The organism is Kosakonia sp. LAM2021 (assembly GCF_016620385.1).
GTDB classification, from domain to species: Bacteria; Pseudomonadota; Gammaproteobacteria; order Enterobacterales; family Enterobacteriaceae; genus Kosakonia; species Kosakonia sacchari.
Genome location: NZ_JAENHT010000001.1, coordinates 398310 through 422606, shown reverse-complemented (window position 1 = coordinate 422606; position 24297 = coordinate 398310). Strand labels below are relative to the sequence as shown.

The following is a 24297-nucleotide window of genomic DNA, read 5'->3' as shown; positions in this document are numbered from 1 at the left end:
AGGGCGCAACAGTCGTTGCGCCCAATGAGAACATGCTTTCTTAATATTATTTACCGGCGATTTCAGCCAGGTTGTCTTTATCTACACCAACGTAAGGAATACGAACAATTTTATTGTCGATTTTCCAGTTAGTGCCATCTGCCGCGCCTTTACCTTCGGCAAGGTTTTTCGCCAGATCAAAGCTTGCTTTCGCCTGGTTGTTCGCATCATTCAGCACGGTACCGGCCATTGCACCGGATTTCACCAGCGCCAGAGCTTCTGGCAGCGCATCGACGCCAAATACCGGAATAGCAGATTTGTTGTGCGCTTTCAGTGCTTCAACCGCGCCCATTGCCATCGCGTCGTTGTTAGCGATAACCACTTCAATTTTGTTAGCGTTCGGGCCAGAGAGCCAGGCGTCCATTTTGTCTTTCGCCTGAGCGGTATCCCACATTGCGGTATCCAGAGCCAGCTGCTGGGTTTTAATGCCCTTATCGTTCAGCTCTTTGATAACGTAAGTGGTACGTGCTTCAGCATCCGGGTGGCCCGGCTCGCCTTTCAGCAGTACGAACTGGATCTGACCATCTTTGTTCAGATCCCAGCCCGGGTTCGCCGCCCAGTGTTTAGCAATCAGGTCGCCCTGAATCACGCCGGATTCTTTGGAATCGGTACCCACGTAGTAGGCTTTATCGTAGCTATCCAGCGCTTTGCGAGAAGGTTCTTTGTTAAAGAAAACAACCGGAACGTTTTGACCACGCGCTTTCTCAATCACCGTACCTGCCGCAGCTGGGTCAACCAGGTTGATCGCCAGTGCTTTTACGCCTTTCGCCAGCAGCACGTCAATCTGGTCGTTCTGTTTGGATTGGTCATTCTGCGAGTCGTTCATCAGCAGCTGAACATCTGGCGCTGCTTTGGCGTCTTTCTCAATAGCCTTACGGACAACGGACATAAAGTTGTCGTCATATTTATAGATGGTCACACCAATGCGGGTATCCGCTGCGTGTGCGGCTGCGCCAAAAAGCATGCTTGCCATAACAGCAGACAGAGTCAACACCTTCTTATTCATGGTATCTCCGGTTTTTTTATATGCAGGGTAGTTCTTGTGAATAATGCTCGGCGGGTCAGTTGTTACGAAGACGTTACTGCCGACCGAAGTTCACTCTAAAAATCCATTCGTCCGTGTCCGGGTAACGCTCCAGAAGTTCGCTTTCTTCGATGTTTCAAAGCGCTCACTTATAGTGAAAGTGATTAATCACCGTTACATCGTGTTTCAGCTTCTAAAACGCTGACATCATAGTCAGCGCCTTGTTAAGATACTGTGAATTTACTCACAGATTGAAAACGGTTACATCATCGAAGTTTATAAGTTAGTGATCGGTGCCACAGTTTGCCGCGCGGTCACGGAATGGCGGCGTACCAGCGTCGGCATAAAGCAGTGCGCAGCCTCTGGATCCAGCTTACCTGCGGCTCCCTGCAACGCCAGCTCGGTTGCCAGGCGCGCCATTGACGCGACCGGGTAACGCACCGTCGTCAGTTGCGGATCGGTGTAACGCGCAATGGGAATATCATCGAAACCAATCAGTGATAAATGCTGTGGCACCGCAATGCCGTTGTCTTTCAGCGCCGTCAGCGCTCCCGCCGCCATGCTGTCGTTATAGGCGAAGACCGCGGTCAGTTGCAGGTTGCGCCCGAGCAATTCCACCATCGCCGCTTCACCGCCCTGCATGTCCGGCGAACCGGTGCCAACCCAGCTATCCGGGGCGTTGATCCCCTGCTCTTCCAGCGCGCGGAACCACCCTTCACGGCGCATATCGTTGTCTTCAATTTGATGGCTGGAGGCCAGATAACCGATGCGCTGATGACCGTTATTGAGCAGCATGCGCGTCGCCATCACCGCCCCGCTGATGTTATCAAGGCAGACGCAGCGGTGCGCATAGCCTGGCACCAACCGGTTGATCAGCACCATGCCGGGGATCTGCTCCATAAAACCTGTCAGCTCCTCATCGCTTAGTGCTTTTGAGTGAACAATCAGGGCGTTACAACGCTGGCGGATCAGGACTTCAATGGCGTGACGCTCCTTTTCCGCCTCGTGATAACTGTTGCCAATCAGCACATATTTTTGGTGCTGCTGCGCAACCGTATCTACTGCTTTCACCAGCGCACCGAAAAAGGCATCAGAGACGTCCATCACCACCACGCCAATGGTGTCGCTAACCTGCGTCGCCAGCGCCTGGGCGTTGGCATTCGGGCGATAACCCAGCTGGGCGACGGCTTTCATCACCGTTTCGCGCGTTTCCGGGCTGACCAGCGCACTGTTATTGAGCACGCGGGACACCGTCGCGACAGAGACGCCCGCATGCCGGGCAACGTCACGAATGGTGATCATTTTTACCCACCTTTTCTGGATTGCGGCAGTTCACAGCCACCCCCTGTGTTAAGTAAGGAGGCTATTCTGGCAGCGAGCAGGCGATTGCTACGTGAGTGGCATCACATGAATGGAAACGGTTACATCCGTTTTGTTAATGATTGTGATCCAGATCGTTATCTGGATGTGCGTGCTAATGATGCCCCTGCAGCACGAGCGGTCAATTGCCGCCATAGCCATTCCATTGGTCCCTGACGAAAACGCCTGAGCCAGAACAGAGAGAAGAGGATATTCACCGCCCACACCGCAGGTACAAAAGCCAGCAGTTGCAGACGGTCGAACTGCATAAACAGCCCGAAACGATTGAATAAGGTGATGCAGATTAGCGTTTGCAGCAGATAGTTAGTGAGCGCCATACGTCCAACGCAGGCAATGGCATTGACCAGTTTGTAACCGCAGATTTGCGGCCAGAACCCCCACGCCAGCGCCGCGTAACCCACCGCCTGTAGCGGCGCGCCAAGTTCACGCGGCGCTTGCAGAAGAAAAGCGCACCAGCGATACGACCAGCCAAGCTGCCACTGGGCAATAATCGCCGGGATATTTATCAGTAGCCCTAAGCCAATCAGCAGCACAGCCATTCGGCGGTAATGGCGCTGGCTGAATTGCCCTTTCAACCAGCCGCTGCGCATCAGCGCCGCGCCTGTCAGCATCATGCCCGCCAGTTGCCAGCCATATTGCGCCCCCAGCGCCAGCAGCGCGTTAGAGAGCATATCCGCACGATTGCTGATGGCCTCACCGAGGCTGCCACTGACTCGCCACCAGGTTTCGTACTGCACATTTGCCGCATCCGGCAACCAGGAGCGGTTCGGCTGCGAACCCGAAATGCCCGCCAGCAATAACAGAACAGCAATGCCAATCAGGTACAGCACCACGCCAGTGTTGAACATCGTCTTCACGTTCTGCGCATCGCGCACCATGCGCCAGGCAATCAGCCCCACCAGTCCATAAGCCAGCAGAATATCGCCATCCCAGAAAAAGAGACCATGAATGAAACCGAGCAGTACCAGCAGCGTCAGGCGCGACTGGATCCAGCGCTTACCGCGCGGCAGCAACATTTGCAGACCCGCACCGAACAAAATGGCAAACAGCGAGAGGAATTTCACCTGAGCAAAGAGATCGAGCAGCGCCCAGGTCCATGCATCCGACGCGGTGATGTCGCCGTACCAGGCAGGGTTAAGATAGGCCGCCTTTGGCAAACCAAAGGCGGTGATATTCAGCAACAGGATTCCGAGAATGGCGATGCCACGAATAAAATCCAGCGTGACATTCCTCTCCATGTCGGCGGCTCCAGCGAATTAGTTAGTGTGGCGGACGGCGCGCAGGAACTCCTGGCGGGTATTCTGGCTCGACTTGAACAAGCCACCAAGCGAAGTGGTCGTCGTCGCGCTGGTCGCATCGCGGATGCCGCGCGCTTTCACGCAATAATGCACCGCATCAATAGAAACCGCGACATTGTTAGTGCCGAGCAGCGTTTGCAGCGCGGTAAGGATCTGCTGCGTCAGTCGCTCCTGTACCTGCGGGCGCTGCGCAAAAAACTGCACGATACGGTTGATTTTCGACAGGCCAATCACCGAGTCCTTCGGAATATAGGCAACGGTGGCTTTGCCGTCGATAGTGACAAAATGGTGTTCGCAGGTGCTGGTCAGCGTGATATCGCGCACCGTCACCATCTCATCGACTTTCATTTTATTTTCAATAACGGTGATCTTCGGGAAGTTAGCGTAATCAAGGCCGGAGAAGATCTCATCGACATACATTTTGGCGATGCGATGCGGCGTTTCCATCAGGCTGTCATCATTCAGATCGAGATTCAGCAGTTGCATAATCTCGGTCATATGCCCGGCGATAAGACGTTTACGGGATTCGTTATCCATTTGCACCGGTGGGCGCAGCGGCGTTTCCAGACCACGGGCAACCAGAGCCTCGTGAACGAGCGCCGCTTCTTTACTGAGTGATGACATGTTTATTATTCTCCTGCAGGTGTGGCGAACTTCGCGTTGTTAACGCAAAGTGAGCGAACATTGTGCGTGAGGTCGCGCACATAATCCAGCCCCGGCGGCGATAATTATTGAAATCGCTGCCACCTTTCAGGCCGTGCGTTTCCAGACTAAAACCCCGCCAATGACCAGGGCAATTGCCGCCACGCCAAGCGCCGGTTCAAGCTGCTGCGTAAGCCAGGTGGAAAGCGCGGACGTCATAGGGCCAACCAGTTGCCCCATCGCATAGCCGGTAGTCAATAACCCGGCCATATAACGCGTGTGATTGGGCGCAAGCTCGCGTCCATACAGCAGAGAAAGCTGCACGGCGCAAAGAAATCCGCCGCCCACCAGCAACGCACCGCACACCAGCCCGCTCATCCCTGGCAGCAACCATGCCGCCAGTACGCCCGCGCCCTGCAACCACAGCACAACCGCCAACCGTTGATGGCTGTGACCAATGTGGCGCAGCAAAATACTGAGCGCTATCCCCACCACCGCTGCGGCACCAAACACCGGCCAGACAAACTGGGCAAACAAGCTGCCAGGAAAACGCAGCGCCGCCATTTGCGACAGGAATGTCGCCGGTAAGATATAGCCAAACCCGGCCAGGCTATAACTCCATACCAGCCGTTTAAGATCGGTGGTTAACTGTAGCGGCTGCGGCTTTTCTCCCGGCCGATGCCACTCGCCAGGACGCGGCAAATAGCGAGCAATTAACGCTACCAGCAGCAGCGCCAGCACGCCATACACCTGCCAGGCGGAGGCAGCGCTTAAGCCTTTTGCCTGAATTGCCACCGCCAGCAGGCCGCTTAATGCAATACCCGCGCCCGGCCCGGCGAATACCGCGGCGCTCAGCCCTGGCTTTCCGGCATGCGCCAGCCGCTCGTTGGTCCAGGCGGCAATCAACACCATCGCCCAGCCGCTCATTGCGCCAATCACCAGGCGCAACGCGCCGTGAAGCAGCGCGTTATCCGCAAGCGAAGAGAGAAAAGTGAGTGCCACCGCGCCGCCAATACCAAGATAAAGACGGACCTCGATATGTCGCTGCGCGCGCATTGCGTCCCAGGCACCAAGCAGATAGCCGAGGTAGTTAATCGCCGCCACTAGCCCGGCGCTGGTCAGGGTGAGTTGTTCGTCGCGGATCATTAACGGCACCTGCGGCGTAAAAGCAAAACGACCAATGCCCATCGCGACAACCAGCACAATAAACCCACACAGCGCCACACGTTGCGCCATTAGCGCCCCCAAATGTTAACGTAAAGTTATGTTTATGATGCAGTATGTTGCGTTTATGCGGAAGTGAAAGTTACTCACAGCAAAGGGAATAGTCTGTATGATGACAAGAAGTCACCTTACTTTGTTTGTAAAAATTCTAAGGAGCCCCGCATGGAAATGCTTGAAGAGCACCGCTGTTTTGAAGGCTGGCAACAACGCTGGCGCCACGACTCCGCCGTACTGAACTGCACGATGACACTTAGCATCTTTTTACCGCCGCAATACAGCGCAACACCGCCGCCGGTGCTGTACTGGCTCTCCGGTCTCACCTGCAATGATGAAAACTTCACCACCAAAGCCGGTGCGCAACGCGTGGCCGCAGAGTTGGGCATTGTGCTGGTGATGCCGGATACCAGCCCGCGCGGCGACGATGTAGCAGATGCGGACAGCTATGACCTCGGCAAAGGCGCGGGTTTTTACCTCAACGCCACCGGGCAGCCGTGGGCGGCGCATTATCGTATGTATGATTACCTGCGCGATGAATTACCTGCGCTTATCCAGTCGCAATTTAACGTCAGCGATCGCTGCGCTATCAGTGGTCATTCGATGGGCGGCCACGGCGCGTTGATCATGGCGCTGAAAAACCCCGGCCGTTATACCAGCGTTTCCGCCTTTGCACCGATCGTGAACCCGATGCAGGTGCCGTGGGGGCAAAAAGCGTTTCGCGCCTATCTGGGCGACGACGCGCAACAATGGCGTGAATGGGATAGCTGCGCACTGATGCTGGAAAGCAACGAAACTGACGCGATCCCAACACTTATCGATCAGGGCGATAATGATCAGTTCCTGGCCGATCAGCTACAGCCCGCGCGGCTTGCGGAAGTGGCACGGCAAAAATCGTGGCCGCTGACGCTGCGCATCCAGTCCGGCTACGATCACAGTTACTTCTTTATTGCTGCGTTTATTGAAGATCATTTGCGCTTCCATGCGCAGCATCTGCTGAAATAGCAGTAGTCCCGGCGGCGTCCTGCTGCCGGGCTTTCCTTATCAGAAGCGGTAATCCAGCGCCATGAAATAGCGGCGGCCATCTTCGTTGTAGCTGTAATCGTCGCGGCTGAGATCTTTATCGCCAAGGTTAAGCACACCCGCGCGCAGCTTGACGTTTTTCGTCGCCTGCCATGCGCCGCCCGCATTCCAGATTACGTAACCACCCGGCGTTACGCCCTGCGATACAGAGCGTTTTTCCCCGCTGTAGTTGGCGGAAACATAGAATGACCAGTCCTGCGTGGCTTGCCAGTCCAGCGTGCCGTTGGCGGTGTGGAACGGCAGATCCTGCAACGGTTTGTTGCCGCCACCGCTCAGGTTGCGGCCATCGTTATAGGTGTAATTCAGCGTCAGCTTCCACGCCTCATCGAACGGGATTTTCACTTCGGTTTCCACCCCCTGAATCCGCGCTTTATCAACGTTGTAGTAACGGAATACCGGCACCAGTACGCCGCTGGCATTACGCTCAAAACCGACGAAATTAGAGTAACCCGGTGCTTCGCTCAGGCTCGACGTACGGCTGATATTGATCATGTCCTCGATATTGTTCTGGAACGCCGTTACGCTGCCCTGTACGCCTTCCAGCCAGCCCTCTTCTCCGCTGTAGTAAAGCCCCAGTTCGAAACTTTCGCTGGTTTCTGGCTTCAGCTCCGGGCTGCCAACAATGCGGCAGCCGCCCCTGCAGGAGTTGGTGGCCCAGTCCGGGCTGAGCTGTAACAGAGAAGGCGCTTTAAATGCCGTCGCCCAACCGCCTTTCACGGTCAGCGTATCGGTGGCGCTATAAACCAGGTAAGCACGCGGGCTCCAGTGATCGCCATAGGTATCGTGGTCGTCCATACGGACACCGGTAGTCAGCGCCAACGGCTCGAAAACACGCCACTCATCTTCAACGAACAGCGCGTACTGGCTGGTCGAGGTTTCACTGCTGTCGCCGCCGGTCAGGTTAACAGGATCTTTTAAGGTGTCGTGACGCCACTCGCCCCCCAGCGTAACGAGCTGATTATATTGCCCCAGCGGCAGCACCACTTTGCCGTCGAGCGTATTGCTTTGCGAACGGATGGCGCTGCTGTTACCCGGATTTTTGTTATCGATCTGTTCGCCGTAGAAACGCAATTCACTGTTTACTTCGCCCCAGCGGCCATTGTGCGCCAGCGAGTAGTTTTGCCGGTCAAGGCGGTTTTTATCCAGCGAATCAGAGTTCCTGTCCTGGCGGTCGTAGCCATATCCGGCGGTAAAATCGTGATCGTCGGTTGGCGTCCAGGCAAACTCAACGTTGCCATCACGGCTGGTGAAACCTTCGATACGCGGCGACTGGCCGCTGGCATCCGTTTTAGAACTCTGCTGTTCATCTTTTTCGCGTTTTGCCACGCTGCCAAAGGCTTTTAGACCAAGCACACCATCAATCAACGGGCCGCTGGTGTAGAACTGGCCGTTCCATGTGTCACCGCGATCGCGGTGTTCCTGAATGGTGCTGTCGGCAGTAATACTGCCCGTCCAGCGCTGGCCGATTTTTTTCGTGATGATGTTCACTACACCACCAAGGGCGTCCGAACCATAAAGCGAAGACATCGGACCACGCACCACTTCAATGCGCTCAATGGCGTCGACCGGGATCCAGTTAAGGTCAAAATCGTTATGGCGGAAAACCGCATTGCGGGAGTTGACACGCTTACCGTCAATCAGAATCAGCGTGTAGCTACTGTTGAGGCCACGCAGGCTGACGCCTTTACGGTTGTCCCCTTCATTGGTGAGCTGAACGCCAGGCACCTCTTTCAGCACATCTTTCAGGTTTTGCACCGGTTTGCGCTGCAAATCGTCCTGGGTGATCACGCTGATACTGGCCGGCGCGTCTTTCAGGTTCTGCTCCGTTGCCGACGCGGTAACCACCAGCGTTTCGCCATTCTCTACGGCCATTACCGGCAGCGCCAAAGAAAGTGCGGACGCGCAGAGGCCTCCCCGGACGATGGGATTCAAGGTAAACATTCCGTAACTCCATGAGGTAACTACAAAAAAATGCGAAGAATACTGCTCACATACTGCAAAACCCGTCAGCGTTACATTGACCCTGACGGGGAAAATTATTGGCCTTCGGGCACAGCAATCCCGGGCAGACACCCTTGTTATTCAGGCACTTACATTAATGTAAACGATAATGATTATCAATTTCGCCAAATTAAAGTTATGTAAATTATCGCAGCGGGAGTGAATGTTGGCAGGGGCGAAAAAAAGCCCTCCATACAGAGGGCTAAAGAGTGAATTTATTTCGTGAAACGTTCCGGAAACTCCATTTCACTATAACGCACGAAACGGGTTCCTTTGGAAAATTTATAGCCTAACCAGATAATAAGGAACAGCGGGATACCGATATATGTCGCCGCAACTGCGCCCCAGTCAATGCGGTCAGCCAGGAAAGCCTGATAATTCTGCCCAAGCGTGATGACGAGGCACAGGGCGAAGGCGAAAATCGGCCCCAGCGGGAAGAAACCTGAACGGTACGGCAGGTTATCCAGCGAATGTCCCTGCGCCACATAACCGCGACGAAAACGGTAGTGGCTAATGGCAATGCCCAGCCAGGCGATAAAACCGGTCATGCCGGAAGTGTTCAGCAGCCACAAGTACACAGTCTGGTTGCCAAACATTGAGGTCAGGAAGCACAGCGCGGCAATCACCGTGGTGGCATACAGCGCGTTACGCGGCACGCCGCCTTTCGATAATTTCGCGAAAATGCGCGGCGCTTTGCCATCACACGCCAGCGTGTAGAGCATACGCGTGGAAGCATACATGCCTGAGTTCCCCGCCGACAGCACCGCCGTCAGGATCACTGCGTTCATCACCGCCGCCGCCGAGAGCAGACCTGCGTGCTCAAACACCAGCGTGAACGGGCTGACGCTGATATCTTTCACGTCGTTACGCAGCAGGCTGGGATCGGTGTACGGAATAATCAGGCTGATAATCAAAATCGCAAATACATAGAACAGCAGAATACGCCAGAACACCTGGCGCACCGCGCGCGGAATATTCTTCTCCGGATCTTCCGATTCCCCCGCCGCGATACCAATTAGCTCGGTGCCCTGGAAAGAGAAACCGACAATCATTGCCACACCGATCATGGCGGAAAAACCACCGGCAAATGGTGCATCGCCAATCGCCCAGTTGCTCCAGCCGGCCGGTTTTTCCCCCTGGAAAATACCGACAATCATCATCACGCCAACGATGATGAAAATAATGACGGTGGCCACTTTAATCAGCGAGAACCAGTACTCCGCTTCGCCGAAGCCTTTCACAGAGATGTAGTTAAGCAGGAAAATCACCGCGAGGAACAGCGTGCTCCAGATCCAGCCTGGCGTATCCGGGAACCACCAGGTCATCACCAATTGCGACGCCACCAGGTCAACGGCGATGGTCACCGCCCAGTTGTACCAGTAGTTCCAGCCCAGCGCGAAGCCGAAGCCCTCTTCCACATATTTCTGACCATAGGTGGAGAACGAACCAGAAACTGGCATAAATGCCGCCAGTTCACCCAGGCTGGTCATCAGGAAATAGACCATCAGGCCAATCAAAATATAGGAAAACAACGCGCCGCCGGGGCCCGCTGAAGAAATGGTCGCCCCTGATGCGACAAACAAACCTGTACCGATGGAACCGCCAATGGCGATCATCGTCAGATGACGCGCTTTGAGTTCTCGACGAAGCGTGGGCGCTTCTGTGGTTTTAGTTTCGGAAACCATAAGAAAATGCTATCCATCCAAAAAATGAGGCGCGATTGTAGCAAACGAAACGCAGGCCTTCCGGCATAAAACGCCTCTTATTAGAGACCTTCATGATCGGCAACGGATTATAAGTAAAGCAGTGAATGAACAATGTTGCGAGGCGGTAAACAGGCTCCCGCGCGGATGCGGGAGCAGAAAGATCAATTCAGACCGCGTACCGAAGCGATAAACTGCTGCAGTTCCGGTGTTTTCGGCTGCGTGAAAAAGTGTTTGCTGTCGCCCTGCTCCCAGACTTTTCCCTGATGCATAAACACCACGCGGTCGCCCACTTCGCGCGCAAAATTCATTTCATGGGTCACCAGAATCAGCGTCATCCCCTCGCGGGCAAGCTGCTCCAGCACGCGCAGCACTTCACCGACCAGCTCCGGATCCAGTGCCGAGGTGATTTCATCGCACAGCAACACTTTCGGTTTCATCGCCAATGCGCGGGCAATCGCCACGCGCTGCTGTTGGCCGCCGGAAAGATTGGCCGGATAGTAGTCGATACGCTCGCCGAGCCCCACTTTTTCCAGCATCTCAATGGCCAGCCGGCGGCATTCATCGGCAGGAAGTTTCAGCACCCGGCGCGGCGCCAGCATGACGTTTTCCAGCGCCGTCATATGCGGGAACAGATTAAAGCTCTGGAATACCATTCCCACTGAGCGGCTGATCTCACGCGCCTGCGATTCCCGGTCCGTTACCGTCATACCGCCCAGTTTGATACTGCCATCCTGGTAGCCTTCCAGCCCGTTCATGCAGCGCAGTAAGGTGCTTTTGCCCGAACCGCTGCGACCAATAATCGACACCACTTCGCCCATTTCAATGTCGAGGCTTACGCCCTTCAGCACATGGTTGTCGCCATAATATTTCTGCACTTCATTAATGGTGATGAGCGGCATGGAATTTCTTCTCCAGATAACGGCTGTAGCGCGACAGCGGATAGCACAGCAGGAAATAGCCTAACGCTACCAGGCCAAACACTTTGAACGGTGCAAAGGTGACGTTGTTGAGCATGGTGCCGGCTTTGGTGAGTTCGACAAAACCGATAATCGACGCCAGCGCCGTGCCTTTAATCACCTGCACGGAAAAGCCCACCGTCGGCGCAATGGCGATTCGAATAGCCTGCGGCGCAATCACGCGAAACAGCGTTTGACCAAAACTCAGCCCCAGACAACGGCAGGCTTCCCACTGCCCTTTTGGCAAGGCTTTGATGCTGCCGTACCAGATATCAAGCAGGAAGGCACTGGTAAACAGCGTTAGCGCCAGCGTCGCTGCAGTCCACGCGCTGACGTCAATACCAAACAGCGCAAGGCCAAAAAAAGCCAGGAACAGTTGCATCAACAGCGGTGTGCCCTGAAATAGCGCGGCATAGGCGCTGATAAAACGTTTTGGTAAACGCCAGCGGCTAATGCGCAACACCAGCAGCGGCAGCGTCACCAGCGTGCCGCAGACAAAGGCGATAAGCGACAGCAGCACCGTCCAGCGCGCCGCCAGTAGCAGGTTGCGCAGAATATCCCAGTCGGTAAACGTACTCATCAGCTCTCGCTCCCCAGCCATTTGCGCCCAATTGCCAGCAGTAACTGGCGCATCAACAGCGACAGCATCAGGTACAGCAGCGTGGTGACAAAATAGACTTCAAAACTTAAAAACGTGCGCGACTGAATCAGGTTGGCCATAAAGGTCAACTCTTCATAAGAGACTTGCGACACCACCGAGGAGCCCAGCATAACGATAATGCACTGGCTCACCAGTGCTGGATAAATGCGTTTCAGCGCGGGAGGCAAAATCACCCGTAAGAAGATTTGCGATTTGCTAAGCCCCAATACGCGAGCGGCTTCCCACTGCCCTTTCGGCGCGACCTGGATCCCGGCGCGGATAATTTCCGTGCTGTAGGCGCCAAGGTTAATCAGCATGGCGATCAGCGCCGCTTCACCGGCGGTGAGTTTCAGCCCGAGGCTCGGCAAACCAAACACAATAAAGAACAGTTGCACCACAAAAGGCGTGTTGCGAATAAGCTCAACATACGCGCCCCAGATGGCACTCACCACGCCGGGTTTACCGCTACGCAGCGCCGCACCGACGATGCCTATCGTCACACCGCCAACCGTCGCCAGCGTGGTTAAGGTCACCGTGGTCCAAAGCCCTGCCAGCAGCTCCGGCCAGAACGGCCAGAGCGCGGCGAAATCAAGCGATGTCGTCATGCGTTACGCGCCAAAGTTGGCCGGTAACGGCGCCTGCATCCATTTCTGTGACAAGTTGTTGAGCTCGCCCTCTTTCAGCGCCTGCTCAACCAGCTTGTCGACTTCCGCTTTCAGCGCTGGTTCGTTTTTCATTAGCCCGATATAGCACGGCGAATCTTTCAGCATAAACTGGCTGACCGGCGCTTTTTGCGGGTTCTGCCGCGCAATTGCCGCCACAACAACGTTACCGGTGGCGAGATACTGCACCTGGCCGGACATATAAGCAGAAAGCGTGGTGTTGTTATCTTCGTAGCGCTTCACATCGGCATCTTTCGGCGCGATATCGCTCAGCACCATGTCTTCCACGGCACCGCGTGTAACGCCGATGGATTTGCCGCTCAACGCTTTCGCATCGGTCACTGTGGCTTCTTTCGGGCCAAACACGCCAAGGAAGAACGGTGCATAAGCACGGCTGAAGTCGATCACTTTTTCGCGCTCCGCATTTTTGCCAAGGCTGGAAATTAGCAGGTCAACTTTATGCGTTTGCAGATACGGCACGCGGTTGGCGCTGGTTACGGGCACCAGTTGCAGTTTCACCTTCATCCCTTTTGCCAGGTATTCGGCCATATCAATGTCGTAACCCTGCGGTTTGAGATCGGTGCCGACAGAGCCAAACGGCGGGAAATCCTGTGGTACTGCCACGCGCAATACGCCGCGCTTCTGAATATCCTGTAATTGATCCGCCATGGCCTGCGAGGCGCATGCCATCATTACTGTCGCCACCGCGGCGGCCTTCATCCACGTTTTCATCATCAACACCTCATCGCTCATGAAACAAAAGATTCTTTGAATCACTTTCTGCAACTAATGTGCCAATACAATATATTCTGGCGGAGCGTGACATGCGGGAGGTTGAGGGATGAATCGAAGGTTGCAGCGCTACGTCTGCACCACCAAAACGGTGCAGACGCCTGCTGATGGTGCAATCAAATCTCGCAGTAGCGTATAAAGCGGTTTAGTGCGCTGGAAAGGTGCTTCTGACGATGGTGGATACGCCACAGCGTACGCACCAGACGGGGCAGTGGAATCGGCACTTCCTTTAAGCTGCCGGTTTCCAGTTGTTCGGCAATGACGCGCCGCGACAGGCAGCTAATGCCCAACCCGTGACGTACCGCGTGCTTAATGGCTTCTGAGTTGCCAAGCTCCATGCCCAGGTGAAACTGCGGCAGATGCGAGAGGAGTAAATAGTCGACGATTTCGCGCGTACCGGAGCCGCGTTCGCGCAGGATCCACGGCGCAGCGGCGAGTTGCTCCAGCGTTACGCGCCCTTGCAGCAGCGGGGATGACGGCGGAGCAAACACCACCAACTCATCTTCCAGCCACGGCTCGGCGATAATTTCCGCCGTGTGGCACGGACCTTCGATTAAACCGATATCAACGCGGAAATCCGCAACTGCGTTGATCACGTCCTGGCTGTTACCCACGCTCAGTTCCAGCGGCAGATCGGGGAAATCACGGCGGTAGTGGGCAATCACCTCCGGCAGGATGTAATTACCAATCGTGCTACTGGCGAAGACGCGGATAGCGCCGTTATCTTCACGAAACAGTTGCTCGATTTCTGTCGCCTGTTCGAGCGCTGCCAACGCGCGGGGATAGAGCAAACGCCCGTGTTCATTCACCACCAGCCGTTTACCCACACGGTCAAACAATTGCACACCCAACTGGCCTTCAAGATCGGTCAGCGCCGCGCTCACCGCCGATTGCGAGAGCGCCAGCCGCTGCGAAGCCTGAGTGGTGGAGCCGCTTTTCAGCACTTCAGCAAAGACTTCAAGCTGGCGTAACGTTATATGCATAGAGGTCACTTACCACTTATAAAGATTGATTATAAATATATAATCAATTTTACCTTTAAACCAGTTCACCTTAACCTTTTCTCCATTGAAAGGAGAAGGTTATGACAGAAATCACGTTACAGACTCGACACCATCCGGCCTGGCATTTTATTCCTGGCTTGCTGTTGACCGGCCTGATTACCGCCGTCGCATTATGGCTTGGCTCGATGCCTTCCGTCGCAGGTCTTGGGTTGAGCGCCTTAACGCTGGCCATTCTTATCGGCATGCTGCTTGGCAACACGCTCTACCCCGCCTGGCATCATCGTTGCGACAGCGGCGTGCTGTTCGCCAAACAGCATCTGTTACGGCTGGGGATTATTCTTTATGGCTTTCGCCTGACGTTTTCGCAAATTGCCGATGTTGGGGTCAGTGGAATCGCCATCGATGTGCTGACGCTATCCAGTACTTTTTTGCTGGCCTGTTTTCTTGGGCAAAAAGTGTTCGGGCTGGATAAAAAAACCAGCTGGCTGATTGGCGCAGGCAGCAGTATTTGCGGTGCGGCAGCCGTGCTGGCAACCGAACCAGTGGTCAAAGCGGAAGCCAGTAAAGTGACCGTTGCGGTCGCCACTGTCGTGATTTTCGGCACGCTGGCAATCTTTATTTACCCGGCGCTCTACCCGCTGGTTGGACACTGGTTCAGCCCGGAAACCTATGGCATCTGGGTGGGTTCAACGGTACATGAAGTGGCGCAAGTGGTTGCCGCCGGACACGCCATCAGCCCGGAAACGGAAAATGCCGCCGTGATTGCCAAAATGCTGCGCGTGATGATGCTGGCACCGTTTTTAGTGCTGCTGGCGGCACGTATCAAACAGCTCAGCCCGCAGCAAGGCGCAGAAAAAAGCAAGCTGACGATCCCGTGGTTTGCGCTGGGCTTTGTGGCTGTCGCGGTGTTTAACTCGTTTCATCTGCTGCCAGCATCGATGGTGGACATGCTGAACACGCTGGATACGCTGCTGCTGGCGATGGCGATGGCGGCGCTGGGATTGACCACACACGTCAGCGCGCTGAAGAATGCCGGGGCAAAACCGCTGGTCATGGGGCTGATTCTGTTTGTCTGGCTGATTGTCGGCGGCGGTGCCATTAACCTGGCGGTTCATCACCTGATGGCATAAACCACTACATCTCTGCCCTGTTGACCCGCTATGATGAGCGTTTTCCCCTGGCGGGTTTAACAGGAGTTTTTATGAAATACATTGGTGCGCATGTGAGCGCCTCCGGCGGCGTGGCAAATGCCGCCATTCGCGCGGCTGAGATTGGCGCGACCGCCTTTGCGCTGTTTACCAAAAACCAGCGCCAGTGGCGGGCCGCGCCGCTGAGTCCAGAAACCATCGACGAATTCAAAGCCGCCTGCGAAAAATACCACTTCACACCCGGTCAGATCCTGCCGCACGACAGCTACCTGATTAACCTGGGTCACCCGGTGGCCGAGGCGCTGGAAAAATCTCGCGACGCATTTATTGATGAGCTGAGCCGTTGCCAGCAACTGGGGCTGACGCTGCTGAACTTCCATCCGGGTAGCCACTTAATGCAGATCCCCGAAGATAAATGCCTGGCAAGAATTGCCGAGTCCATCAACATTGCGCTGGCGCAAACCGAAGGCGTCACCGCCGTGATTGAAAACACCGCCGGTCAGGGCAGCAATCTGGGGTTTAAGTTCGAGCATCTGGCGGCGATTATTGACGGTGTGGAAGACAAATCCCGCGTCGGTGTGTGCATTGATACCTGTCATGCGTTTGCCGCAGGCTATGATTTGCGCACAGAACAAGCCACGGCAGACACCTTCGCGGAATTCGAGCGTGTGGTCGGTTTCCAGTATCTGCGCGGTATGCATCTGAACGATGCCAAAAGTACTTTTGGTAGCCGCGTTGACCGCCACCACAGCCTCGGCGAAGGGAATATCGGGCATGACGCGTTTCGCTGGATCATGCGTGACGCACGTTTCGATGGCATTCCTATGATCCTGGAAACCATTAATCCGGATATCTGGGCCGAAGAGATTGCCTGGCTGAAGGCGCAGCAAACCGCTGAAGCCACCGCATAAAAAAAGGGCCGCTAAGCGGCCCTTCTCATTTCCCGGATGTCGGCAATTTCTTATGCTACTTTCGCTACGGCTTCTGTTTCTGGCCGTTTCAGGAAGGCATACACCAGACCCGCCAGCAGCGTACCCGCGACGATAGAGAGCAGGTAGCCCAGTACCGGCGTGATAGCGCCTGGGATCAGCAGCACAAACAGACCACCGTGCGGTGCCATCAGTTTCGCACCAATCGCCATGGAGATAGCACCGGTCAGCGCGCCGCCGGCGATACAGCACGGCAGAACACGCATCGGGTCGCGGGCGGCGAACGGGATAGCCCCTTCAGAGATAAAGCACAGACCCAGTACCAGCGCCGCTTTACCCCCTTCACGTTGACCTTTGTCGAACTTGTTGCGGGCAACAATGGTCGCCAGCCCCATCGCCAGCGGCGGCACCATACCGGCAGCCATAATCGCCGCCATCGGTGCGTAAGTTTGCGTACTCAGCAGACCCACACCAAAGGCATATGCCGCTTTGTTGACCGGGCCACCCATGTCGGTACACATCATGCCGCCGAGGATTGCGCCCAGCAGGACGGCGTTAGCCGTGCCCATGGTTTGCAGCCAGGAGGTCAGGCTCGCCAGGATTTTCGCTACCGGCGTCCCGATCAGGTAAATCATCGCCAGACCAACAATCAGGCTGGAAACCAGCGGAATGATCAGAATCGGTTTCAGCGCTTCCATACTCGGCGGCAGCTTCAGGCCTTTACTGATGCCTTTCGCCAGGTAACCCGCGAGGAAACCGGCAATAATACCGCCGATAAAACCCGAACCGGTACTTACCGCCAGCATACCGCCGATAAGACCCGGGGTCAGACCCGGACGGTCGGCGATGGAGAACGCGATAAAGCCCGCCAGCACCGGCACCATCAGGGCAAAGGCTGAACCACCACCGATTTTCATCAGCGCAGCCGCCAGCGTGCCTTCTTCTTTAAACGCGGTAATACCGAATGCGAAGGAGAGCGCAATTAACAGACCACCCGCCACCACCATCGGTAGCATGTAGGAAACGCCCGTCAGCAGGTGACGGTATGCGCCCGCGCTCTCTTTCTTACCTTCAGCAGCGTCAGCAGAGGGTTTACCCGACGGCTGATAAGGCTTCGCTTCCGCGACAGCTTTATCCAGCTCTTGCGCGGTTTTCTTCAGCGCCAGACCCGTTGTTGTGCGGTACATCGGTTTACCGGCAAATTTCGCCAGGTCGACTTCGATGTCAGCGGCAACCACCACCAGATCCGCCTGCGCAACCTCTTCCGCAGTGATGGCATTGCCGGCACCCACGGAGCCACGGGTTTCCACTTTCACCCACCAGCCGCGTTTTTTCGCTTCGGTTTCGATAGCTTCCGCCGCCATAAAGGTGTGCGCCACGCCTGTCGGGCAGGCAGTGACCGCAACAATGCGTTTCGGGCCATTGCTGGTCACGGCTGTCGCCGCTGCAGCAGGCGCGACGTACGCTGATGCGTGGTTTTTCGCTTCGCTCAGGAACAGTTCCGGGTGGGCGACTGCGCGATTGATATCGCCCAGCCAGACCTTTTTCCCGTCCAGCGCACTGTCGCCTGGCAGCTTGCTACCCAGCACGATAGCCAGTTCAGCTTCGCCTGGGTTATCAATAAATTGCAGATTTGCTTTCTGCGCCGCCGCGCCCAGCAAGGTCTTCGCCATATAGGCGCGGGCCTGCCCGAGTTCGGAGTCGATTATCAGCAGCGTTTTCATTATGCCTCTCCTGCTGTTAGTTGAAGGGTTTTAAGTCAACTCGCGCCATCATCGCGGCTAACTGGGTACGATCGGTAATACCTACGTTACTCTGACTTACCGCCAGTGCAGCAACAGCGGTGGCCAGGCGTAATGTATGTTCACTGGATTCACGCATCAGCAGACCGTAAATCAGCCCACCGACCATTGAATCCCCTGCGCCAACGGTGCTTACCACTTCCATTGACGGCGGTTTGGCGATCCATTCGCCCGAAGCGTTAACCCACAGCGCGCCTTCTGCGCCCAGTGAAATCACCACATGGGCGATCCCCTGCTCGCGAAGCGCATGGGCGGCTTCAATAACGTCCTTCAAGTCTGGCAATTTACGGCCCGCCCAGATTTCCAGCTCACGGCGGTTCGGTTTCACCAGCCACGGCGCGGCTTTCAGACCGGCTACCAGCGCGTCGCGGCTGCTGTCGAAGATAATGCACGGGCACTGGCTACGCAGGCGCGTCATCCAGTCCGTAAAGGCTTCCGGGCTGACGCCGGACGGCAGGCTACCGCTCACGCAAACCATATCGAACTGACCAAGCCAGGTCAGCGAATCGTTAACAAAGCGTTCCCAGTCAGCCGGGGTGACTTCAAAACCGGAGAAGTTAAAGTCCGTTACTTCGCCATCTTTTTCCGTCAGCTTCACGTTGATGCGAGTACGCCCCTGCACCACCTGAAAACGGTTGGCAATGCCCAGCTCACTGAACAGCTGCTGAAAGCCGTCCTGGTTATCTTTACCGAGGAAGCCACCCACGGTGACGTCAATACCAAGGTCTTTCAGCACTTTTGCGACGTTGATCCCTTTGCCCGCGGCATGCAGGCCAGTGGTACGCACAAGGTTAACTTCACCACGTTCAATTTCCGGGGTGAAACCCACCAGATCATAGGCCGGATTAAGGGTAATCGTAGCGACACGTCTGCTCATTTATGCGCCCTCCCCCAGACCCGCAGCGATGGCTTCGCCAATCGCTTTCAGCGCCTGTTCAGCATCATCACCCTGCGCGGTGAAACGCAGGCGGTGTCCTTTCTTCACGCCAAGTGCAACAACTTTCATCAGACTACGTCCATTAGCGGGTTTGCCAGTACCGTCAAGGTTGGTGACAGTAATTTCACTGTTAAATTGCTTGATGGTGTTGACCAGCATGGTGCCCGGACGCGCGTGCAAACCGTGTTCGTTACGCACGACAAACTCCTCGCTCAGCAGGTCTTCCGCCACCGCATCGTCACTGCTCAGCAACGCCAGCAGCGTGGCGGCGTCGGCATTCAGCAGCAGGTTGGCTTTATTGTTAAGCAGTAGATCGCTAAGACGCTTGAGTACCGCGACTGGCTGTTCATCGGTCATGGCAACGCTGACCAGCAGCGCCGCACGCTCACCGTCCACCTCAAACGGGGTGGCAGCACGGCTCACCGCAACAGCACTCAGCAAATTGCCTTCAGCACTGTCGTTCAGCCAAATGCCCTGGCCCAGGTTCAGCGGTTTCTCGTTAATGGCGCGGGTAACATACGCAGCGTCAACGGCACCCGCTTCTTTCAGGCGCGCGGCGTTCAGCGCTTGCAGCGTCGTCAGATCGCTGGCGGCAACATCGAGCGTTAAGGTTTCATTATCCAGCTTGAGTGATGCGCTCAGTTTTTCGCCCATCAGCAGTGCGCGCAGCTCTTCAGCAGAGGTGGCGGACTGCAATTGTGCGGCTACGGAGTCATCGCTCAGCACATGCGTCAGCTGACGCAGCAGGCCGAGATGTTCATCGGAGCTGGCGGCGATACCGATGGCGACATACGCCACCTGTCCTTCGCTCCAGAGGATGCCCTGCGGGAACTGGAAGACTTTCACACCGGTTTTCAGCACCTGATCGCGCGTGTCGGTGGTGCCGTGCGGAATGGCAATACCATTGCCAAGATACGTGGACGTTTGCCCTTCGCGCGCCAGCATACCGTCGACGTAACCGTCCGCGACGTTGCCTGCTGCTACCAGTGCCGCCGCAATCTGGCGGATAGCGTCTTCTTTATTGCCGGCCTGCTGGCCTGGATGGATGTCCTGAACGGATAACTGGAACATGTGACCCTCTCTCGCTGACTTGAATCGTTTCAGCTAGGTTGAGAAATAGTGCGTCACCGCCGTTGTTCAGACATAACGCGATGACGCTGAAACGTTTCAAGGAGCATTCACTTTTTTTGTTCTGTAAGCAAGAATTCTCTTATTTGGCGTTGCAGAATTTTGAGGTTCAGCACATTTCGTCCGCGCGTAAGGCAAATTTGCTGAAGCAAACTTTCTGTTCAGCAATCCACTTTCAGCTTTCGTCAGCCTTAATAAAAACCCCGGAAAGAGATTTGGATTTTTTGTCGCAAATTTTACTTAGCAGGCTGTGTTTTTTTCATGCAGCGGCGTACACTCCGCGTCTCGCTATTGGATCTCATTTAACATGCAAAATTCTCCCGCCGCTGCTCGCCCCGGTGCTTTTGATTTCACCTCAACGGCATTCCTGATTGTCGCCTTTTTAACGGGGATTGCCGGTGCGCTACAAACACCGACGCTGAGCCTGTTTTTAACCAATGAAGTTCACGTTCGCCCGGCGATGGTGGGCTTCTTTTTTACCGGCAGCGCGGTGATAGGCATTCTGGTGAGCCAGTTTCTTGCCGGACGCTCCGATCGCAAGGGCGATCGCAAAACGCTGATTGTGTTCTGTTGCCTGCTCGGCGTACTGGCTTGTGTGCTGTTCGCCTGGAACCGTAACTACTTTGTTTTGCTGTTTGTTGGGGTTTTCCTCAGCAGTTTCGGCTCAACAGCGAACCCGCAAATGTTTGCCCTTGCGCGCGAGCATGCGGATCGCACCGGGCGTGAAGCCGTGATGTTCAGTTCGATACTGCGCGCGCAAGTCTCCCTGGCGTGGGTGATTGGCCCGCCGCTGGCCTACGCGCTGGCGATGGGTTTCGGTTTTTCCACCATGTATTTGTGCGCAGCGGCAGCCTTTATTGTCTGCGGCGCAATGGTGTGGCTGTTCCTGCCAACCATGCGTAAAGAGCCAAAGCTGAAATCGGCGGTATTAGAAGCCCCACGTACTCACCGCCGCGATGCGCTGCTGCTGTTCGTGATTTGTACGCTGATGTGGGGCACCAACAGCCTTTATATTATTAATATGCCGCTGTTCATTATTGATGAGCTGCATCTGCCGGAGAAACTGGCCGGCGTGATGATGGGTACTGCGGCTGGGCTGGAAATTCCCACTATGCTAATTGCCGGGTATTACGCAAAGCGTTTCGGCAAACGCTTTCTGATGCGCGTTAGCGCCGTGGCGGGCATCTTCTTTTATGCCGGAATGCTGACGGTGCACACGCCCGTGGTATTGCTTGTTTTGCAGCTGCTGAACGCGGTTTATATCGGTATTCTCGCCGGGATTGGCATGCTCTATTTTCAGGATTTGATGCCTGGCCAGGCGGGTTCAGCCACCACCCTTTATACTAATACCACGCGCGTCGGCTGGATCATCGCCGGTTCGCTGGCTGGCGTGGTGGCAGAGATCTGGAGTTATCACGCGGTGTTCTGGATTGCGCTGGCGATGACGCTGGTTACGCAGGTTTGCCTGAGCCGGATAAAAGATATTTAAGGCGCGGTTTGCTGCTCAAGATCGAGCAGATAAACCATCGCCTGCTCGCGGTTTGCGCCACACATGTCACGGCTCGGTTGCAGCCCGGCGCACACTTTTGGGCGCAGCGGCGAGCCGAAGATTTTGCAGCGCTTTTGCGCGTCGAGCTGAACGCAGGGCGTATTAGCGGGCTTCCCGTCAGGCATGCCGGGTATCGGGCTACTGATGGACGGGGCGGTACAGCAGGCTCCACAGTCCGGGCGGCATTCCATAAACGTTCTCGATTATCAGGCGCGCGGGGCTGCGCGTGCAGGGCGCAAGCTACCATCTTTTGCCCTGTGAACGCAAAACTCTCCGATTCCACTTGCCTGAAAAGGCCCTCGCGAGTAGTTTGTCGCGATATTTTTGTTATTTTCAATTTACAGGACCCTTGCAATGCCAAGAGCGAACGAAATTAAAAAAGGTATGGTGCTGAATTACAACGGCAAGCTGCTGATTGTGAAAGATATTGATATTCAGTCACCGAGCGCCCGTGGCGCGGCAACGCTCTACAAAATGCGTTTTTCCGATGTCCGCACCGGGCTGAAAGTGGAAGAGCGTTTTAAAGGCGACGATATCCTTGATACCGTGACCCTGAACCGTCGTTTTGTCGACTTCTCTTATGTTGACGGCAACGAATACGTGTTTATGGATAAAGAAGATTACACGCCGTATACCTTCAATAAAGAGCAGATTGAAGAAGAGCTGCTGTTTATTCCGGAAGGCGGTATGCCGGATATGCAGGTTCTACTGTGGGACGGCCAGTTGCTGGCCCTTGAACTGCCGCAGACGGTGGATCTGGAAATTGTGGAAACCGCACCGGGTATCAAAGGCGCTTCCGCCAGCTCGCGCACCAAACCGGCAACCTTGACCACCGGTCTGGTTGTTCAGGTGCCGGAATACCTGACCACCGGCGAGAAAATCCGTATTCATATCGAAGAGCGCCGCTATATGGGCCGCGCCGACTGATAAGCGTGATGCATGAAAAAAGCCACTTCATTGAAGTGGCTTTTTATTTTCCAACGATAAATCAAATTACAACAGATCGCGGAACAACGTTTTCTTCAGCGCCAGCTCAACGCCGCGCACTTCCGCCATCCCTTTCAGGCGACCAATCGCCGAGTAACCAGGGTTGGTTTTCTTACGCAGATCGTCAAGCATCTGGTGGCCGTGATCCGGGCGGAACGGGATCGGGCGCAAATCACCGGCTTTCTTGCGGCGCTGCTCTTCGGTCAGAATGGCGGCAACCACCGACACCATATCCACATCACCCTGCAAATGCGCGGCTTCATGGAACGTTTTCGGGTTATCTTCGCGGCAGGTGGAACGCAGGTGCGTAAAGTGAATGCGATCGCCAAACGTCTCGATCATCCGCACTAAGTCGTTATCTGCACGCACACCGTATGAACCTGTGCACATGGTGAAACCGTTATTGATGCTGTCTACCGCTTCTTTCAGCCACTGCATATCTTCAAGCGTAGAAACGATACGCGGCAGGCCGAGGATCGGGCGCGGCGGATCGTCCGGGTGAACCGCCATACGCACACCCACTTCCTGCGCAACCGGCACGATAGCGCGCAGGAAATAGGCCATGTTTTCGCGCAGTTGCGCTTTGTCGATACCGTCATATTCAGCAAGGCGCGCATGGAACTGCTCCAGGGTATACCCCTCTTCAGCGCCCGGCAGACCAGCAATGATATTGCGTGTCAGCTTTTCCACTTCCGCTTCCGTCATGGCGTTGAAGTAGGCCTGCGCCTGGCGCTGCTCTTCTTCGCTGTAATCAGCTTCTGCGCCTTTGCGCTTCAGGATATGCAGCTCGAACGCGGCAAAAGCAATCTGGTCAAAACGCAGCGCTTTGGAACCATCCGGCAGTTCATATTCCAGATCGGTACGCGTCCAGTCGAGGATTGGCATAAAGTTGTAGCACACGGTATCAATGCCGCAGGCTGCCAGATTGCGGATGCTCTGCTGATAGTTGGCAATCAAGGTATCGTACTGCCCGGTATGAGTTTTAATATCTTCATGCACCGGAATACTTTCGACCACCGACCAGACCAGCCCTTTTTCCGCCAGCAGCGCCTGACGCGCTTTGATCTCGTCAACCGGCCAGACCTGGCCGTTCGGGATATGGTGCAGTGCGGTCACGACGCCCGTCGCGCCTGCCTGACGCACATCATCAAGCGACACCGGATCGTTCGGTCCATACCAACGCCAGGTTTGTTCCATTGCCTTACCCTCTACAAAGTTGTTATACCAATACACACAAACATATGACGACTACCATACATGCTTAATTGCAGCGGTCAAATCTTCCCACAGCAATGATTGATCCAGCTCACATTCCCCGGATAATTACGGCATACCAATTCTTTTTGCTGTCATATAACTTTACACTGCACAT

Annotated in this window: 22 protein-coding genes; 5 read left to right on the top strand and 17 right to left on the bottom strand. The window is 55.4% G+C overall.

Annotated elements, in window-relative coordinates:
• Positions 1–46: 46 nt before the first annotated feature.
• The 5 genes from mglB to JKP81_RS01915 all read right to left on the bottom strand — a co-directional run bounded on the left by mglB (position 47) and on the right by JKP81_RS01915 (position 5619).
• Positions 47–1045, bottom strand: coding sequence for a galactose/glucose ABC transporter substrate-binding protein MglB (gene mglB / locus JKP81_RS01935; RefSeq protein ID WP_200550405.1), 999 nt, complete (start codon positions 1043–1045; stop codon positions 47–49).
• Positions 1046–1339: 294 nt separating this feature from the next.
• Positions 1340–2365: an HTH-type transcriptional regulator GalS gene (galS, locus tag JKP81_RS01930; RefSeq protein ID WP_200550404.1), complete on the bottom strand. Its 1026-nt coding sequence runs from the start codon at positions 2363–2365 to the stop codon at positions 1340–1342.
• Between the two features lie 155 nt (positions 2366–2520).
• Positions 2521–3681 carry a DUF418 domain-containing protein YeiB gene (gene yeiB, locus JKP81_RS01925; protein ID WP_200550403.1) on the bottom strand — a complete coding sequence of 387 codons (1161 nt, stop codon included), beginning with the start codon at positions 3679–3681 and terminating at the stop codon, positions 2521–2523.
• A gap of 18 nt (positions 3682–3699) precedes the next feature.
• Positions 3700–4365 (bottom strand): GTP cyclohydrolase I FolE, encoded by a 666-nt coding sequence (folE, locus tag JKP81_RS01920; RefSeq protein WP_017459784.1) that lies wholly within the window; start codon positions 4363–4365, stop codon positions 3700–3702.
• Positions 4366–4491: 126 nt separating this feature from the next.
• Positions 4492–5619 (bottom strand): YbfB/YjiJ family MFS transporter, encoded by a 1128-nt coding sequence (locus tag JKP81_RS01915; protein ID WP_200550402.1) that lies wholly within the window; start codon positions 5617–5619, stop codon positions 4492–4494.
• 150 nt (positions 5620–5769) lie between these two features.
• On the opposite strand from JKP81_RS01915, the gene fghA reads away from it, so the two are divergent.
• Positions 5770–6606 carry an S-formylglutathione hydrolase gene (fghA, locus tag JKP81_RS01910; protein WP_200550401.1) on the top strand — a complete coding sequence of 279 codons (837 nt, stop codon included), beginning with the start codon at positions 5770–5772 and terminating at the stop codon, positions 6604–6606.
• A 39-nt stretch (positions 6607–6645) separates the two neighbouring features.
• Here the strand turns inward: fghA and cirA are convergent, their stop codons facing one another.
• From cirA to yieE, 7 genes are all read right to left on the bottom strand, one after another.
• Positions 6646–8625 (bottom strand): catecholate siderophore receptor CirA, encoded by a 1980-nt coding sequence (gene cirA / locus JKP81_RS01905; protein WP_200550400.1) that lies wholly within the window; start codon positions 8623–8625, stop codon positions 6646–6648.
• A gap of 275 nt (positions 8626–8900) precedes the next feature.
• Entirely contained in the window at positions 8901–10370 is a 1470-nt protein-coding gene (locus tag JKP81_RS01900; RefSeq protein ID WP_200550399.1) for an amino acid permease, read from the bottom strand.
• Positions 10371–10552: 182 nt separating this feature from the next.
• Positions 10553–11290: an amino acid ABC transporter ATP-binding protein gene (locus tag JKP81_RS01895; RefSeq protein WP_065370505.1), complete on the bottom strand. Its 738-nt coding sequence runs from the start codon at positions 11288–11290 to the stop codon at positions 10553–10555.
• Positions 11271–11927 carry an amino acid ABC transporter permease gene (locus tag JKP81_RS01890; RefSeq protein WP_017459776.1) on the bottom strand — a complete coding sequence of 219 codons (657 nt, stop codon included), beginning with the start codon at positions 11925–11927 and terminating at the stop codon, positions 11271–11273. The genes JKP81_RS01895 and JKP81_RS01890 overlap by 20 nt, the downstream gene beginning before the upstream one ends.
• Positions 11927–12592: an amino acid ABC transporter permease gene (locus JKP81_RS01885; RefSeq protein WP_200550398.1), complete on the bottom strand. Its 666-nt coding sequence runs from the start codon at positions 12590–12592 to the stop codon at positions 11927–11929. Before JKP81_RS01885 ends, JKP81_RS01890 begins: the two co-directional genes overlap by 1 nt.
• Positions 12593–12595: 3 nt before the next feature.
• Positions 12596–13381 (bottom strand): transporter substrate-binding domain-containing protein, encoded by a 786-nt coding sequence (locus JKP81_RS01880; protein WP_200551049.1) that lies wholly within the window; start codon positions 13379–13381, stop codon positions 12596–12598.
• Between the two features lie 176 nt (positions 13382–13557).
• Entirely contained in the window at positions 13558–14424 is an 867-nt protein-coding gene (gene yieE, locus JKP81_RS01875; RefSeq protein ID WP_200550397.1) for a DNA-binding transcriptional regulator YeiE, read from the bottom strand.
• A 101-nt stretch (positions 14425–14525) separates the two neighbouring features.
• Here yieE and JKP81_RS01870 point away from each other — a divergent pair, with 101 nt between their 5' ends.
• Together JKP81_RS01870 and nfo are read left to right on the top strand one after the other, a co-directional pair.
• Positions 14526–15575 carry a YeiH family putative sulfate export transporter gene (locus tag JKP81_RS01870; RefSeq protein WP_200550396.1) on the top strand — a complete coding sequence of 350 codons (1050 nt, stop codon included), beginning with the start codon at positions 14526–14528 and terminating at the stop codon, positions 15573–15575.
• 71 nt (positions 15576–15646) lie between these two features.
• A complete protein-coding gene (gene nfo, locus JKP81_RS01865; protein ID WP_200550395.1) occupies positions 15647–16504 on the top strand; it encodes a deoxyribonuclease IV in 858 nt (285 codons plus the stop codon).
• Positions 16505–16554: 50 nt separating this feature from the next.
• On the opposite strand, the gene fruA is transcribed toward nfo, so the two are convergent.
• From fruA to fruB, 3 genes are read right to left on the bottom strand one after another with little or no spacing between them, the layout of a single operon-like run.
• Positions 16555–18246, bottom strand: coding sequence for a PTS fructose transporter subunit IIBC (fruA, locus tag JKP81_RS01860; protein ID WP_200550394.1), 1692 nt, complete (start codon positions 18244–18246; stop codon positions 16555–16557).
• 16 nt (positions 18247–18262) lie between these two features.
• Entirely contained in the window at positions 18263–19201 is a 939-nt protein-coding gene (gene fruK, locus JKP81_RS01855; protein WP_017458530.1) for a 1-phosphofructokinase, read from the bottom strand.
• Positions 19202–20332, bottom strand: coding sequence for a fused PTS fructose transporter subunit IIA/HPr protein (fruB, locus tag JKP81_RS01850; RefSeq protein ID WP_200550393.1), 1131 nt, complete (start codon positions 20330–20332; stop codon positions 19202–19204).
• A 364-nt stretch (positions 20333–20696) separates the two neighbouring features.
• Here fruB and setB point away from each other — a divergent pair, with 364 nt between their 5' ends.
• Entirely contained in the window at positions 20697–21878 is a 1182-nt protein-coding gene (gene setB, locus JKP81_RS01845) for a sugar efflux transporter SetB (RefSeq protein ID WP_200550392.1), read from the top strand.
• Here setB and JKP81_RS01840 read toward each other — a convergent pair.
• Complete coding sequence (locus JKP81_RS01840) at positions 21875–22129, bottom strand: YkgJ family cysteine cluster protein (protein WP_017458533.1); 255 nt, start codon at positions 22127–22129, stop codon at positions 21875–21877. The two genes, setB and JKP81_RS01840, sit on opposite strands and share 4 nt — an antisense overlap.
• Positions 22130–22292: 163 nt before the next feature.
• Here JKP81_RS01840 and yeiP point away from each other — a divergent pair, with 163 nt between their 5' ends.
• Positions 22293–22865 (top strand): elongation factor P-like protein YeiP, encoded by a 573-nt coding sequence (gene yeiP, locus JKP81_RS01835; protein ID WP_017458534.1) that lies wholly within the window; start codon positions 22293–22295, stop codon positions 22863–22865.
• A 66-nt stretch (positions 22866–22931) separates the two neighbouring features.
• On the opposite strand, the gene uxuA is transcribed toward yeiP, so the two are convergent.
• The gene (gene uxuA, locus JKP81_RS01830; RefSeq protein WP_200550391.1) at positions 22932–24122 is read right to left on the bottom strand and encodes a mannonate dehydratase; all 1191 of its coding nucleotides are present in this window, start codon (positions 24120–24122) and stop codon (positions 22932–22934) included.
• Positions 24123–24297: the final 175 nt, after the last annotated feature.